Genomic DNA, 14,447 nt, shown 5'->3' on the forward strand with positions numbered 1-14,447 from the left:
CTCATGGCGCATTACCGTGCCCTATCGGACTGCTCAGAGTAGTAGGCTTGTCGAAGGAGTGAAACGTGTTCGACCACAATCCGACACGGACCCACCCGCATCTCGATGCAACTACCACCAGCTAGGGAGAACACACTTGGCCGTTCAAAACTTTGACATTGTTGTTTTAGGTGGCGGAAGCGCCGGTTACGCAACAGCGATCCGCGCTGTTGAACTCGGCATGACCGCTGTCGTTATTGAAAAGGACAAGCTCGGAGGCACTTGCCTTCACCGTGGCTGCGTTCCCACCAAAGCGATGCTGCAGGCTGCAGAGGTCGCCGAGGTTGCACGCGACAGCGCACACTGGGGCGTCGTTTCAGAGTTCAAGGGCGTTGACATTGAAGCCGTTGGTGCGTTTCGCGATGGCATCGTCTCGAAGAAGTTCAAGGGACTGCAGGGCCTCATCAAGGCTCGCAACATCACCGTCGTTGACGGCGAGGGCAAGCTTGTCGCGCCCAACACCGTACAGGTTGGCGACGATCAGTACGTCGGCAAGAACGTCGTTCTCGCCACTGGCTCATACTCACGCTCGCTCCCCGGCCTCGAAATTGGCGGCCGCGTGATCACCAGTGAGCATGCGCTCCAGATGCAAGAGATTCCCGGCAGCGTTGCCATTCTCGGTGGTGGCGTTATCGGCGTCGAGTTCGCGAGCGTTTGGAAGTCATTCGGCGCAGAGGTCACGATCATCGAAGGCCTGCCCAACCTCGTCCCCAATGAAGACGCGACGCTCTCAAAGCAGCTCGAGCGCGCCTTCCGCAAGCGCAAGATCAACTACAAGCTCGGCGTTCGTTTCCAGGGCGTTACGCAAGACGAGAACGGCGTTGTCATCACGCTCGAAGACGGCACGACAATCGAGGCAGATTACCTGCTCGTCGCTGTTGGGCGCGGCCCTGCGACCGCGGGCAACGGTTTCGAAGAAGCCGGTATCACGATGGATCGCGGCTTTGTTCTCACGAACGAGCGCCTGCAAACCAACCTTCCCGGCGTCTGGGCCATCGGCGACATTGTTCCCGGCCTCCAGCTCGCGCACCGCAGCTACCAGCAGGGCATCTTCGTCGCTGAAGAGATCGCCGGACTGAACCCCGTCATCATCGAAGACGTCAACATTCCGAAGATCACCTACTGCGAGCCCGAGGTTGCCTCGGTCGGCCTCAGCCAGGCGAAGGCCGAAGAGCTGTACGGTGCTGAGAACGTTACCGCTTTCGAGTACAACCTCGCGGGTAACGCACGAAGCGAAATCATTGGCACCGGCGGCATCGTCAAGGTCGTGCGCGAGAACGACGGCCCTGTCGTCGGCGTGCACATGATCGGCGGCCGCGTTGGTGAACTCATTGGTGAAGCACAGCTCATTGTGAACTGGGAGGCGACGCCAGAGGACATGGCACCGCTCATTCACGCGCACCCGAGCCAGAACGAAGCCATCGCCGAGGCAATGCTCAACCTTGCAGGCAAGCCCCTGCACACGATGTAAGTCGCCGCACTTTTCTAGGAGAAATTTTTATGAGTGAGAACATTGTTCTTCCCGCACTGGGTGAAAGCGTCACCGAGGGCACCGTTACCCGCTGGCTCAAGCAGGTAGGCGAAGAGGTCGCGGTCGACGAACCGTTGCTCGAGGTCTCAACCGACAAGGTCGACACCGAGATCCCCTCACCCGTCGCAGGCGTTCTTGAGCAGATTCTCGTAGACGAAGACGAGACCGCCGAGGTTGGCGCCGTGCTCGCTGTTGTCGGCGATGGTTCAGGCCAGGGCGCTGCGCCCGCGGCTCCAGCAGCAGAACCTGCTGCAGAGCCAGCGGCTGCGCCCGCTGCAGAGCCAGCGGCTGCGCCCGCTGCAGAGGCTCCAGCCGTGGCGCCCGCCCCCGAGGCGGCTGCCCCCGCGGCTTCGTCAGCACCCGCTGCTGGCGCAGCCGAAGACATCGTTCTTCCCGCACTGGGTGAAAGCGTCACCGAGGGCACCGTTACCCGCTGGCTCAAGCAGGTAGGCGAAGAGGTCGCGGTCGACGAACCGTTGCTCGAGGTCTCAACCGACAAGGTCGACACCGAGATCCCCTCACCCGTCGCGGGCATTCTCGCCCAGATCCTCGTTGGCGAAGACGAGACCGCTGAGGTTGGCGCCGTGCTTGCCCGTGTTGGCAGTGGCCAGGCACCCGCAGCGGCTCCCGCAGCACCAGTGTCAGAGCCCGCCCCTGCAGCAGAGCCAGCACCGGCGGTGCCGGCAGCACCTACCGCTGCACCCGCAGCTCCGGCTGCCCCTGCAGCCCCCGTTGCTACTGCCGTTCCCGCAGCGCCAGTGGCCCCAGCCGCACCTGCTGCTCCAGCCGCACCTGCTCCTGCTGCAGCGCAGGCACCCGCAGGCGCCGCCACGACCGCCGGCTACGTCACCCCGATCGTGCGCAAGCTTGCACGCGAGCTCGGCGTTGACCTTTCAACCGTGAAGGGCACCGGAACCGGCGGCCGCATTCGCAAGGAAGACGTTCAGGCGGCACAGACCTCAGCTCCCGCAGCAGCTGGCGCGTCAGCACCGGCAGCGGCAACCAAGGTCGAGGTTTCAGAGCTTCGTGGCACAACGGCGCGCATGAGCCGTCTTCGCCGCGTGATCTCAGAGCGCGCGGTTGAATCACTCAACACGACCGCTCAGCTGACCACCATGGTTGAGGTCGATGTGACTCGCGTGGCGGCCTTCCGCCAGGCTCACAAAGACGAGTTCCTCGCCAAGACCGGCGCAAAGCTCTCGTTCCTGCCCTTCTTCGCACTGGCTGCGGCAGAGGGCTTGCGCACCTACCCGATCATCAATTCAACGGTAGACGGCACGAACATCGTGTACCCCGAGACTGAGAACCTCAGCATCGCGGTAGACACCGAGCGTGGCCTGCTTACCCCCGTTCTGCGCAACGCGGGTGACAAGAACCTCGCCGAGATCGCGGTTGAGATCGCCGACCTCGCGGCCCGTACCCGCGACAACAAGCTCAGCCCAGATGAGCTTGCGGGCGGCACCTTCACCCTCACGAACACTGGTTCACGCGGCGCGCTCTTCGACACGCCCCTCGTGTTCCTGCCCCAGACCGCCATTCTTGGCACTGGCGCGGTCGTGAAGAAGCCCGCCGTCGTGAGCGGCCCCGAGGGCGACGCTATCGCGATCCGCTCGACCGTGTTCCTCGCGATCTCGTACGACCACCGCATCATCGATGGCGCAGACGCAGCACGGTTCTTGACCCAGCTGAAGAACCGCCTCGAAGAGGGTAACTTCGCAGCAAACCTGGGAATCTAAGACCTCCCGAGTTTCGCTTCACGGAGCCCCGGCAGTTTCGACTGCCGGGGCTCCGCTGTATCGTGAGGTGGGCGGGGCTTAACGACAGCCGCTAGTTCATCGATGATGAGTTTCTCGGCCGCAACCTCAGCATGCACGCTGCGCCATTGCTCAAAGGCAATGATGCGTCCCTCTGCCCCGGTCACCGCATCGTGAACACCACGCACGATGGCCTCTTCAACGAGCAGCCGCCCGTGCACACCATCGCAGGCCTTCGCGAGCCCGAGCAACGTTCGTTGCGAGACGCCCAACACCCCACAGCCAATGTCATGGCTCACGCGTGGCCACAATGCCGCCTCGTGACGCCGTGAAGCGAGCCAATCTCGTGCGGTGTCGAGAGGCGTCGACCGCGCACGGCGAAGCTGCTGACCGGCAACCTCCAGGTGTCGCAACCGCAGGTTGCCAAGGCATTTCCCTTCAGACCGCATCACTGCACCAATATGGAGCACTTCAGTGAGGAGCCAGACGAGATGCGAGAGCCTCTCTACCCTCAAATCTTTGCTGTTCATACCGCCAGCATGTCGGTTCGAGAAGCTCTTGCGGTCACCACTCACAAGCGAAGCCCCACACAGGTTTTTACGTCGGTGGTGAACGGTGAACATACGAGGCCGTGAGAACCGGTATCCTATAAGGTATGGCTAAAGACAAGAAGACGAGCGCGCCGAAAGAACCGGGCCGCATTAAGCAGATGTGGCAGGTCTTTCAGACCACGCGCAAGCACGATAAGCAACTCACCGCTCTCGTACTGCTCTCGTTGATTCTGCCGATTCTCGCTGGTGTTCTCGTCGCGGTCCTGCTCAAGGGCGGTATCGCTTCGATGATCCTCTGGCCGATCACGGGCATTCTCGTGGGCGTTCTGCTCGCGATGATCGTGCTTGGTCGGCGCGCAGAGCGAACCGCATACCGCCAAATCGCTGGGCAAACTGGCGCTGTTGGGGCCGTGATTCAAAACGCCCTCCGTCGCGGCTGGCAGGGCACCGAAATGCCCGTCGCCGTGAACCCGCGCACCCAAGAAGCGATTTATCGTGTGGTTGGCCGCGGTGGCATCGTGCTCATCACCGAGGGTTCAGAGTCACGTATGCAGCGACTGCGGGGTGACGAAGAGCGCAAGGTCAAGCGCATTCTCCCGAACGTGAAGGTCACACACCTCACCGTCGGCGTTGAAGAGGGCCAGGTGCCGCTCGAGCGTCTGTCACGCACGCTCGTGAAGATGCCGAAGACACTCAAGCGAGCTCAGGTCACGCAGATTCAGAACCGACTCATGTCGCTGCAGCAGAACGGCCCCATGGGCATTCCCAAGGGCATCGACCCCATGCGTGCGCGCGCCCAGCGCCCACGCTAACAACCACCCACCCTGCTTGGCTCCCATGGCCGCAGGGCAAAGCGAAAGCCCCGGTCTCACCGTAGAGATCGGGGCTTTCGCTTTGGGTACTCGCGAGGGGGCCACGCTCAGAGCGGTTGTTCGCGGTAATACGATGCGCGCCAACGTGGAACGCGCCAACGTGGCGTGCGGCCACCACTCAGCGGCACCTCGCGATTTAAGCGCGAACGAGCACCGTGCCGGCGATCTTGTCGTGAAAGCCGCGCTGGTCTGAATCCCAGACGATAACCGGCAGAATGAGCATGAGCAGCAGCGTGCGCACGGCGGGCCGCCACACTCCGACCCAGCCGCCACCGAGCTTGATGACGCGCATGCCCATAGCGCGGTGTCCCACCGATCCGCCAATGGTCGGGATGAAGATGATCTGCATGACGGCGAAAATCGCGCCAGTCACAAAGCCCTCGGCTGAGCCCGAGACAGGAATAAGCATCGTGATCATGAGGGCTGCGACCCAGTCAATAATGATCGCTCCGACGCGCCTGCCGACGCGACCGATCGAGAACTGACCCTCGTTGGGAAGCCCAAGTCGTTCACCCGGCCATGCGCTGGGTTCAAGGTCACCGAACTTCTGAGGGGTACGTGGGTTGGCCATGTGCTCGATTCTATCGAACCCGGCGATGCCCACTTGTGAAAGGCGTGCGTGCGTTTCTTTCAGCGCCCGCACGCCTTTCGTGCTTAGAATTATGGCTGTACCGCTGATCCGTACGCGGTCAAACAGTTAAGGAAACTCAATGTTTCACAGCCCAGCCGAAGTTATTCGCTTTATCAAGGAAACCGACGTCAAGTTTCTTGACATCCGCCTCTCAGATTTGCCTGGCGGCCAGCACCACTTTAATGTGCCTGCGCAGACGGTTGATGACGACTTCTTCGACACCGGCCAGATGTTTGACGGGTCATCGTTGCGAGGCTTCGCCGGTATTCACGAGTCAGACATGCAGCTCATTCCCGACGTCACGAGCGCGTACATCGACCCTTTTCGCGTCGCCCGTACCCTCGTTGTCGTGTGCGACATCAGAAACCCCCGCACGGGAGCAATGTATGAGCGTGACCCGCGCCAGGTAGCGAAGCGCGCTGAGTCATACCTCACTAAGACGGGTATCGCCGACACCGCATTTTTCGGCGCTGAGGCCGAGTTTTACATCTTCGATCACGTGCGCCACGAGGTAACGCCCCGCCGCTCGCTGGTCGAGATCGACTCGAACGAGGCCTACTGGAACTCAGGCGCGACCCGTGACGGCCACAACCTCGCCCACACGATCAACGAAAAGGGCGGCTACTTCCCCGTCTCACCACAGGACAAGCAGGCCGACCTGCGCGACGCGATCTCTCTGCACCTTATTGAAGCGGGCATGACGGTAGAGCGCGCGCACCACGAGGTCGGTGCGCCCGGGCAGGCCGAGATCAACTACCGCTTCGGTACCCTCGTGCAGGCAGCCGATGACATGCAAAAGTTCAAGTACATCGTCAAGAACACCGCCGACCAGCACGGCAAAACCGCGACATTCATGCCAAAGCCCGTCTTCGGCGACAATGGTTCGGGCATGCACACCCACATGTCACTCTGGAAGGGTGGCGAGCCGCTCTTCTACGACGCCGAGGGCTACGCAGGGCTCTCTGACACGGCCCGCTGGTTCGTTGGCGGCATTCTGCACCACGCGCCCGCCTTGCTCGCCTTCACGAACCCCACAACGAACAGCTATCGCCGCCTCGTGAAGGGTTTCGAAGCTCCCATTAACCTCGTGTATTCAGAGGGCAACCGCTCGGCAGCGATCCGCGTTCCCATCACGGGCTCAAACCCCAAGGCTAAGCGCATCGAATTTCGCGCGCCAGACGCCTCGGGTAACCCCTACCTCGCGTTCGCCGCACAGCTGATGGCTGGCATCGACGGCATTGAAAACCGCATCGAGCCGCCAGCCCCCGTCGATAAAGATCTGTACTCGCTGAGCGCAGAAGAGGCGCGCGATATTCGTATGCTGCCGGCAAATCTCGAGGAGGCGCTCACCTGTCTCGAGGCCGATCATGAGTTCTTGACGCGGGGCGAGGTGTTCACGCCCGCGCTCATCGAGAGCTGGGTCGAGATGAAGCGCACGCTCGAGCTTGAACCCATGTCGCTACGCCCGCACCCCTACGAGTTCGATCTGTACTACGGGGTGTAACCAGTTGCTCACCGAAGAACACTGCGCTGCGGCCCAGGCGTCACTCGCCTGGGCCGTTGAGGCGCTCACCGAGGCCGATTTGCCAACCGTTCGGGTCGCGCAGTACGTCGCACCAAGAAAACGGTTGCTGCTCACGCAGAAGGCGCGTTTCGAAGACGTTGCGTGGGCCTGGCCGCTGGGTGTTCTTTTGCTGACCCCCGAGCAGACGCTCATGACCATTGGCGAGACGACGCGCGCGGTTGCCCCCGGCTACCCCGGCCACGTCTCAGCCGAGCGCGAGCGACGCCGCGAGCTCACGCGCGTCGCGTCAGAGAGCGGCTTCACGCCGGGCGAAGTCATCTATTTCGATTCTGAGCCGATCACGCTTGAACCCGGCGAAGCATTTGCAGGCGGATCGCTCCTGAGCACCGAGGGCGACACCCTCATGATTCGCTGGAACCCACGCATGGTGGGCGCAAATCTCGTGCCCTTCGACCGCTACCTGCGCGAGCAGGTCTCGCTGCGCATCGAGCACGGCGGCGCCTAGCTTCTGGGCGCCCTCAAGCTCGCGGGCTGGTCGCCATCGGGCAACGTCAGTTCAACGAGCCGGTCCCTCGCCCGCACCAGGTGATCGTCGCTGAAGGTTGACTCGACGAGCCATGCCCCCACGGCGCCCTCAGCGGCGAGGCGAACGATGAGAATGACGTCGTCGTCGAGCCCGTCGGCGGCGAGGTCGGTCTCCCACTGCACCGAGTCGCTCTGAAAGATCTCTTTGGCGCCCTCGTAGCTCTGCAATTGGGTCCACAAGCCCGAGCTTGAGAACGCCCGCATCACGAACTCGCTGCCGCCGCAGAGGGCACGCACGTAGGCGCGCAGCACCTTGCCGGGAACGTTCTCGGCAAGGTCAACGAACTGCATAACCTCTTCGCGAAAGCGTTCGTTCGCGTCGATGAGCGCCGCGTAGAGCAGGTGGTCGCGGTTCTCGAAGTGGTGCAGCAGCCCGCCCTTCGAGACTCCCGCGTCTTGCGCGATGCGCGCGAGCGTGACTCCCGTGCCCTCGGCCGAGAGCAGCCGAACGGTGCTGTCGAGAATGTGGCGTTTTGTGCGCTCGGCGTCTCTGACCTGATTCACCTGGCTCACCCTTGCTCCTCGCTGACGACCTCGACGGGGCCAGTGATGTCATCGACCGACGAGGGAATAAGCTTCCAGGCGATAAAGCCGGCTACGAGGGTGATCACTCCTGCAATGACCGAGGTGAACTGCATCGCGTCGGTGAAGGCGGCGCGCGCCATCTCAAGCAGTGCCTCTGCCCCGCCACCCTGACCGTGCAGTACGCCGTCAGCAGTCGCGAGCGACTCGTTCAGCGCATCAGCGGCACCCTTCGGGGTCCCTTCAGGCACTACAAGGTGGGCACGGTAGAAGACCGTTTGGAGCGAGCCGAGCACCGCGATACCAAGCGCTACGCCAAGCTCGAAGGCGGTTTCAGACACCGACGAGGCCGCACCCGCACGCTCACGCGGCACCGAGCCCACCACCGCGTCGGTCGAGAGCGTCGAGGCAACCCCAACGCCGAGGCCGATCACGACGAGCACGGCAGCCATCCAGACGTAGTCGCTGAGTCCTTCAGCAACAGCCAGGGCAAAGAGCCCGATGCCGCCGAGCCACAGCCCAACGGCGATCGAGCGGCCAAGCCCGAGCGAGCGCATGAAGAACCCGATAAGAAAGACGACGGTGATCGCGGCGATCGTCAGTGGTAGCTCGGCAAGCCCTGCCTGCAAGGGCGAGAAGCCGCGCACGAGCTGCAGGTACTGCGAGAAGAAGAAAAGCAGCCCGCTGAAGGCGAAGATCGCGATCATGTTCGAGAAGATCGCTCCCGAGAACGCGGGAATCTTAAAGAGCGTGATGTCAACGAGCGGCACCGGGAGCCGCTTCTGCCTGCGCACGAAGGCCCAACCGGCGAGCAGCCCGATGAGCAGGAGCGGCACCAGCACGGGGCTGAGCCCCCTGCCAAAGAGCTGCTTCATCACGTAGATGATGGGCACGATCGCGACGATCGAGAGCAGCGAAGAGATGAAGTCGAGCGGCTGCGCGTTCGGGTTCTTCGACTCGGGCAGCAGCCACGCACCAAAGATCACGAGCACGAGCATGACCGGCACGTTGATGAGAAACACCGAGCCCCACCAGAAGTGTTCGAGCAGCGCTCCGCCGACGAGCGGCCCGAGCGCCGAGCCGGCGGTCGCGCCGACTGACCACACCGCGATAGCCCGGGTACGTTCCTTTGGCACGGTAAAAATATTGCGGATCAGCGAGAGCGTCGATGGCATGAGCGTCGCGCCGCTCACGCCGAGCAGCACGCGTGCGGCAATGAGCATCTCTGCGCTTTGCGAGTACGCGGCGAGCACCGAAGCGAGGCCAAAGCCAACACTGCCGATGAGCAGCAGTCGTTTACGGCCGATGAGGTCGGCCACATTGCCCATCGTCACGAGCAGACCCGCGATCACAAAGGAATAGATGTCGCCGATCCACAGAATCTGGGTTGCCGTCGGTTTCAGGTCGGCCGAGAGCGCTGGCACGGCGAGACCGAGTACGGTGCCGTCAATGGCGATCAGCCCGACCGCGAGGGTTAATACGACGAGGGCACCCCACTCGCGGGGGCCCGCATGCTTACGAATGTCTGAACTCACCCGATTAGCCTACCCTGAACCGACCGTTTGGTCGCTTAACAGAACCTGAACATTTGTTCACTCGGCTGTTTGGTCGCAAAAAATGTTCGCCATTCCCGCCGAGGGCTCGCACTGCCAGGGTTTTGCCTGCTACGATTACGGCTATGTTTGCAATCCGTTTCTGGTGGCCCGCCTTCTAGGCGGTGTGTTTGCAAACCCTTCACAGACCGTCGCACGAGACGGTCTTTTTCTTTGCACCAGAGCATGGGCCGTCTCTTCGCCAAGAGAGAGAACATCATGGCCCTTACCCTCACCGAGCTGCTCACCCAGCAACATCCGTATGCGCTTATCAGCCGCGCGCCAGGCTCCATCGAGGTGCTGCAGGGCACGCTTGAAGACGTGGCGACCATCGCAGAGATTCCGCTCAACGCCGCCGACGGTAGCCCGCAAGAGGTCCTGAGCCTCGTGCCATACCGACAGGTGACAGAACGTGGCTTCGAGTGCATCGACGACGGTGCTCCGCTGCGCTGCCTCGTCATCACCGACCGCAGCACCGTCACCACACAAGCATTTCTTGATGCCCACGCACAGATGAAAACCCCAACGATCATCGAGGGCGGCGCCTTCGATCAGAGCGACGAGCAATACGCCGAGACGGTTCGCCGGGTCATCAACGACGAGATCGGCAGCGGCCAAGGCGCGAACTTCGTCATACGCCGCGACTACGTCGGCACGGTACAGGGTGGCGATTTCGCGGCCGCTCGCAACGCTTTCGCATCGCTCATCGCTCAGGAGCGCGGCGCGTACTGGACCTTCATGATCGTCACCCCCGACCTTTTGGCCGTTGGCGCGAGCCCCGAGGCTCATGTGACCGTGCACGACGGAACAGTGACGATGAACCCCATCTCGGGAACGCTGAGGCACGGCATCTCTGGCCCCACGGCACAAGCGCTCACCGCTTTTCTCGACAACACGAAAGAAACCGAAGAGCTCTTCATGGTCGTCGATGAAGAGCTCAAGATGATGGCCGAGGTGTGCTCTTCTGGAGGCCAGGTGACCGGCCCCTCGCTGAAGCGCATGTCGCAGCTCACCCATACCGAGTACCGGCTGCAGGGCACGAGCTCGCTCGATCCGCGAGACATTGTTCGCGCGACCATGTTTGCCCCGACCGTGACCGGCTCTCCCATGCAGAACGCGTGCTCGATCATTGCCAAGCACGAGGCACGCCCCCGAGGCTACTATTCGGGAATCGCCGCGCTCTTCACGCCCGCGGCAGACGGGAGCGGTCACGACCTTGACGCACCCATTCTCATTCGAACCGCGTACTTCGCTGACGGCACGGTTCGGGTGCCGGTCGGGGCAACGCTCGTGCGGCACTCTGATCCAGCCGGCGAGGTGAGCGAGACACACGGCAAGGCCGCCGGGGTCTTGCGGGCACTCGGGGTGCTCGACGATGCCGGTCGCCATACCGATGGCACGCCCGAAGACCACGGCCAAGCACATGACGACCACGAGCCACGCCTCAGCACTGCTGACGAGCAGGCGCTGCTGCACGCCCGCAACGAGCGACTCACCCCGTTCTGGCTCAACCCGCAGAGCGTCGCCCCAAGCGCACCATACGTGGGCATGACCGCCGTGGTGGTCGACGCCGAAGATCGCTTCACGACGATGCTTGCCCACCAGCTGCGCCACCTCGGTTTCACGGTCACCGTGGTCCCGTGGGTTGACGCAAGCACCGAATCGCTTGGAGCCGATCTCGTGGTTGCGGGGCCTGGGCCCGGCGATCCACTCGATATGACCGACCCACGCATCGCCCGCATGCACGAGATCATCGCTGGGCGAATCAAGGCCGGGCTGCCGCTACTCGCTGTGTGCCTCAGTCACCAGATTCTTGCGCACCTGAACGGCTTCTCACTCGCACGGCTACCCGAGCCGAGGCAGGGTGTGCAGCTCACGGTAGACCTCTTCGGGAAGCCCGCAACGATCGGTTTTTACAACACGTTTACGGCGCGCATCGCGGCAGGAGGAGTACCGCTCGGCGGGCCCGAGGTCGCGAGCGACCCCGCAACTGGCGATGTGCACGCGTTGCGGGGTCCTGGCTTTGCCTCAGTGCAGGGGCACCTCGAGTCGATCCTCTCGCGAGACGGGATCGAGAGCCTCGGGCGGCTCGTGCACAGCGCGCTTAGGGGGTAACGCTCTTGAAGCCGCGCAACCGCAGGCTGTTACCCACGACAAACACGCTTGAGAAGGCCATCGCGGCACCGGCGAGCATGGGGTTCAGCATGCCGAGCGCGGCGACAGGAATCGCTGCGGTGTTGTAGGCGAAGGCCCAAAACAGGTTCGTCTTGATGGTGCTGAGCGTCTTGCGCGAGAGCCGAATCGCGTCAACGGCACCCATGAGATCGCCCCTCACGAGGGTAATGTCAGAGGCTTCGATCGCGACGTCGGTTCCTGTTCCCATCGCCAGGCCCAGATCAGCCTGCGCGAGAGCCGGAGCGTCGTTCACGCCGTCACCCACCATCGCTACGATCTTGCCCTCGGCCTGCAGCCTCGTCACAACGTCGACCTTTTCACCCGGAAGCACCTCAGCGATCACCTCGTCGATGCCCACCTCGTGAGCGATATGACGTGCGACGGCCTCGTTATCGCCCGTGAGCAACATGGGGGTGAGACCGATCTCGCGAAGCTTTGCGATCGCGGCCGCGCTCGTCGGCTTGACAGTGTCAGCGACGACGAGCACACCGCGCGCCGCACCATCCCAGCCAACCGCGACCGCTGTCTTGCCTTCGCTCTCGGCCTTCGCCTTCGCCGCTGCAACCTCGGGGGTGAGGCGCTGCGCCCAGTCTTCGAGCAACGTTTCGCGGCCAACGACAATCGAGTGCCCCGAGACGACACCCTGAACCCCCTTGCCCACGACGTTTGCAAAGTCTTCGGGCACGGGTAGCTCACCGACCTCGGCGGTGGCCGCTACGGCAATCGCCTGCGCAATCGGGTGCTCTGAGGCATGCTCAATGGCACCCGCGAGCAGTAAGAGCTGGGCACGCTCGGTTCCGGGCTCGGTGATGACGTCGACGAGCGACATCTTGCCCGTCGTCACGGTGCCTGTCTTGTCAAGCACAATGGTGTCGACCTTGCGAGTCGACTCGAGCACCTCAGGCCCCTTGATAAGAATGCCCATCTGTGCGCCGCGCCCGGTGCCCACGAGCAGTGCGGTGGGCGTCGCGAGACCCAGCGCACACGGGCAGGCGATGACGAGCACCGCGACCGCCGCGGTGAACGCAGCCGAGACGGGAAAACCTGCCCCGAGCCACGCGCCGAGGGTGACGACCGCAATCACGATCACGATGGGTACGAAGATGCCCGAGATGCGGTCGGCAAGGCGCTGCACCTCAGCCTTGCCCGTTTGCGCGTCTTCGACGAGCTTCGCCATCTGCGCGAGCTGGGTGTCTTCTCCCACGCGCGTTGCGCGCACGACGAGACGCCCCCCGGCGTTCACGGTAGCTCCCGTGACGGTGTCGCCCTCAACGACCTCGACGGGAACTGATTCACCCGTGAGCATTGACTCGTCGACGGCCGAACTGCCCGAAACAACGAGACCATCGGTTGCAATCTTCTCGCCCGGCCGCACGACGAACTCGTCGCCGACCTGCAGCTCGGCGATCGCAATGAGCACTTCTGCCCCGTTGCGGATCACCGCCACCTCTTTCGCCCCCAACTCGAGCAGGGCGCGTAGCGCTGCCCCGGCTTGGCGTTTCGAGCGTTTTTCGAAGTAGCGGCCCGCGAGAATAAACATGGTGACGCCAGCACCAACCTCGAGGTAGATATTCGATGCCCCGTCAGAAGGTGCGATCGTGAACTCGAAGGCGTGCGTCAGCCCGGGCTCACCCGCTGTGCCGAAGAAGAGCGCGTAGAGCGACCAGAGAAACGCGGCACTGGTTCCCATCGAGATGAGCGTGTCCATGGTCGCGGTGCCGTGCTTGAGATTGACCCACGCAGCCTTGTGGAACGGCCAGGCGGCCCACACGATGACTGGCGCAGCGAGCGCGAGTGACGCCCACTGCCAGTAGGTGAACTGCAGCGCGGGAACCATGGCCATCGCGATGACGGGAACCGTCAGCCAGACCGACCCGATCAGCCGATGCCGCAGTGCAGTGAGCTCGCGGTCATCGGTGGTCTCGCCATCATCATCGGCCGAGCTCGCGCCCGGCGTCTCCGGGGGCTTGGGAAGCGCCGCGGTATAGCCGGTTTTTTCAACCTCGGCAACGAGCAACCCCGGGTCATAGCCAGCCGGAACCGTGACCCGAGCCTTTTCGGTTGCATAGTTCACGGTTGCTTCAACGCCGTCGAGCTTGTTGAGCTTACGCTCGATGCGGTTTGCGCACGAAGCGCATGTCATGCCACCGATCTCAAGTTCGATACCGGTGACGCCGGCGGCCTCTGCCGGTGCGGTCATGATGTCTTCCTCTCGGCCCCAACGTCGCTTCTGCAGGTCAGTAGTGAGGCATACAACGGGTGGTGGTGTTAGTGGCGGTCGCCGTGTTCTTCAGTCATGGAGGCTCGCTCGTTCCAGTCATGCACGACCGAGTCAGGCACGAGCACTCCTGCGAGGCCGTATGAGGCCGCAAAGGCGACGACAAGCCCCGCCCCGTACAGGGCGAGCTTCGTGCCGGCCCGCATTAGGCCCTCACCGCTGAGTATCCGGCTTCGGTAACGGCGGCAAAGACCTGCTCGTCGCTCACCTCAGTCGTTGCGTTCACAACCAGCTTGCCGTCGGCGTGACTTACCTGCACACTCTCAACGCCAGCGATCTCTGAAACCTCTTCACGAACTGACATCTCGCAGTGCCCACAGGTCATTCCGGTGACGGTGTACTCGGTCGTTGTCATTGTCTTTATCCTCTCATCAGATACCCCGAGGGGGTAT

Annotated in this window: 13 protein-coding genes; 6 read left to right on the plus strand and 7 right to left on the minus strand. The window is 62.9% G+C overall.

The genetic code is table 11. The features are described from left to right. The first annotated feature begins 136 nt into the window (after positions 1 to 136). Complete coding sequence (gene lpdA / locus KTJ78_RS02885) at positions 137 to 1,510, plus strand: dihydrolipoyl dehydrogenase (RefSeq protein ID WP_217132435.1); 1,374 nt, start codon at positions 137 to 139, stop codon at positions 1,508 to 1,510. 29 nt (positions 1,511 to 1,539) lie between these two features. Next, positions 1,540 to 3,306 (plus strand): 2-oxoglutarate dehydrogenase, E2 component, dihydrolipoamide succinyltransferase, encoded by a 1,767-nt coding sequence (gene sucB / locus KTJ78_RS02890; RefSeq protein ID WP_217132436.1) that lies wholly within the window; start codon positions 1,540 to 1,542, stop codon positions 3,304 to 3,306. Here the strand turns inward: sucB and KTJ78_RS02895 are convergent. Next, positions 3,303 to 3,854 carry a hypothetical protein gene (locus KTJ78_RS02895; protein ID WP_217132438.1) on the minus strand — a complete coding sequence of 184 codons (552 nt, stop codon included), beginning with the start codon at positions 3,852 to 3,854 and terminating at the stop codon, positions 3,303 to 3,305. The two genes, sucB and KTJ78_RS02895, sit on opposite strands and share 4 nt — an antisense overlap. Positions 3,855 to 3,979: 125 nt before the next feature. Here KTJ78_RS02895 and KTJ78_RS02900 point away from each other — a divergent pair, with 125 nt between their 5' ends. Then, positions 3,980 to 4,687, plus strand: a complete 708-nt coding sequence (locus tag KTJ78_RS02900; RefSeq protein ID WP_217132441.1) for a DUF4191 domain-containing protein — start codon at positions 3,980 to 3,982, stop codon at positions 4,685 to 4,687. 196 nt (positions 4,688 to 4,883) lie between these two features. Here the strand turns inward: KTJ78_RS02900 and KTJ78_RS02905 are convergent, their stop codons facing one another. Next, positions 4,884 to 5,318, minus strand: a complete 435-nt coding sequence (locus KTJ78_RS02905; protein ID WP_217132442.1) for an RDD family protein — start codon at positions 5,316 to 5,318, stop codon at positions 4,884 to 4,886. A 139-nt stretch (positions 5,319 to 5,457) separates the two neighbouring features. Between KTJ78_RS02905 and glnA the strand changes: the two genes are divergently transcribed. Beyond that, positions 5,458 to 6,882 carry a type I glutamate--ammonia ligase gene (gene glnA / locus KTJ78_RS02910; protein WP_217132444.1) on the plus strand — a complete coding sequence of 475 codons (1,425 nt, stop codon included), beginning with the start codon at positions 5,458 to 5,460 and terminating at the stop codon, positions 6,880 to 6,882. 4 nt (positions 6,883 to 6,886) lie between these two features. Continuing rightward, a complete protein-coding gene (locus KTJ78_RS02915; protein ID WP_217132446.1) occupies positions 6,887 to 7,408 on the plus strand; it encodes a hypothetical protein in 522 nt (173 codons plus the stop codon). Here KTJ78_RS02915 and KTJ78_RS13845 read toward each other — a convergent pair. Continuing rightward, the gene (locus tag KTJ78_RS13845) at positions 7,405 to 8,001 is read right to left on the minus strand and encodes a TetR/AcrR family transcriptional regulator (RefSeq protein ID WP_217132447.1); all 597 of its coding nucleotides are present in this window, start codon (positions 7,999 to 8,001) and stop codon (positions 7,405 to 7,407) included. The two genes, KTJ78_RS02915 and KTJ78_RS13845, sit on opposite strands and share 4 nt — an antisense overlap. Further along, complete coding sequence (locus tag KTJ78_RS02925) at positions 7,998 to 9,545, minus strand: MFS transporter (RefSeq protein ID WP_217132448.1); 1,548 nt, start codon at positions 9,543 to 9,545, stop codon at positions 7,998 to 8,000. Before KTJ78_RS02925 ends, KTJ78_RS13845 begins: the two co-directional genes overlap by 4 nt. Before the next feature lie 276 nt (positions 9,546 to 9,821). Between KTJ78_RS02925 and KTJ78_RS02930 the strand changes: the two genes are divergently transcribed. Further along, positions 9,822 to 11,717 (plus strand): anthranilate synthase family protein, encoded by a 1,896-nt coding sequence (locus KTJ78_RS02930; RefSeq protein WP_217132449.1) that lies wholly within the window; start codon positions 9,822 to 9,824, stop codon positions 11,715 to 11,717. Here the strand turns inward: KTJ78_RS02930 and KTJ78_RS02935 are convergent. From KTJ78_RS02935 to KTJ78_RS02945, 3 genes are all read right to left on the minus strand, one after another. Beyond that, positions 11,707 to 13,977 carry a heavy metal translocating P-type ATPase gene (locus KTJ78_RS02935; protein ID WP_217132451.1) on the minus strand — a complete coding sequence of 757 codons (2,271 nt, stop codon included), beginning with the start codon at positions 13,975 to 13,977 and terminating at the stop codon, positions 11,707 to 11,709. The two genes, KTJ78_RS02930 and KTJ78_RS02935, sit on opposite strands and share 11 nt — an antisense overlap. Positions 13,978 to 14,045: 68 nt before the next feature. Next, on the minus strand, positions 14,046 to 14,201 hold the full coding sequence (locus KTJ78_RS02940; protein ID WP_217132452.1) for a hypothetical protein: 156 nt from the start codon (positions 14,199 to 14,201) through the stop codon (positions 14,046 to 14,048). After that, positions 14,201 to 14,410, minus strand: a complete 210-nt coding sequence (locus KTJ78_RS02945) for a heavy-metal-associated domain-containing protein (protein ID WP_217132453.1) — start codon at positions 14,408 to 14,410, stop codon at positions 14,201 to 14,203. The genes KTJ78_RS02940 and KTJ78_RS02945 overlap by 1 nt, the downstream gene beginning before the upstream one ends. Positions 14,411 to 14,447 lie beyond the last annotated feature (37 nt).

The sequence above is a fragment of the Leucobacter chinensis genome (genome assembly GCF_019049105.1).
GTDB classification, from domain to species: domain Bacteria; phylum Actinomycetota; class Actinomycetes; order Actinomycetales; family Microbacteriaceae; genus Leucobacter_A; species Leucobacter_A chinensis.

Coding starts and splice junctions, on each gene's coding strand:
- KTJ78_RS02905 (WP_217132442.1), bottom strand. CDS start 5,318: ATGGCCAACCCACGTACCCCTCAGAAGTTCGGTGACCTTGAACCCAGC.
- KTJ78_RS02940 (WP_217132452.1), bottom strand. CDS start 14,201: ATGCGGGCCGGCACGAAGCTCGCCCTGTACGGGGCGGGGCTTGTCGTC.
- glnA (WP_217132444.1), top strand. CDS start 5,458: ATGTTTCACAGCCCAGCCGAAGTTATTCGCTTTATCAAGGAAACCGAC.
- KTJ78_RS02935 (WP_217132451.1), bottom strand. CDS start 13,977: ATGACCGCACCGGCAGAGGCCGCCGGCGTCACCGGTATCGAACTTGAG.
- KTJ78_RS02930 (WP_217132449.1), top strand. CDS start 9,822: ATGGCCCTTACCCTCACCGAGCTGCTCACCCAGCAACATCCGTATGCG.
- KTJ78_RS02900 (WP_217132441.1), top strand. CDS start 3,980: ATGGCTAAAGACAAGAAGACGAGCGCGCCGAAAGAACCGGGCCGCATT.
- KTJ78_RS02895 (WP_217132438.1), bottom strand. CDS start 3,854: ATGAACAGCAAAGATTTGAGGGTAGAGAGGCTCTCGCATCTCGTCTGG.
- KTJ78_RS02945 (WP_217132453.1), bottom strand. CDS start 14,410: ATGACAACGACCGAGTACACCGTCACCGGAATGACCTGTGGGCACTGC.
- sucB (WP_217132436.1), top strand. CDS start 1,540: ATGAGTGAGAACATTGTTCTTCCCGCACTGGGTGAAAGCGTCACCGAG.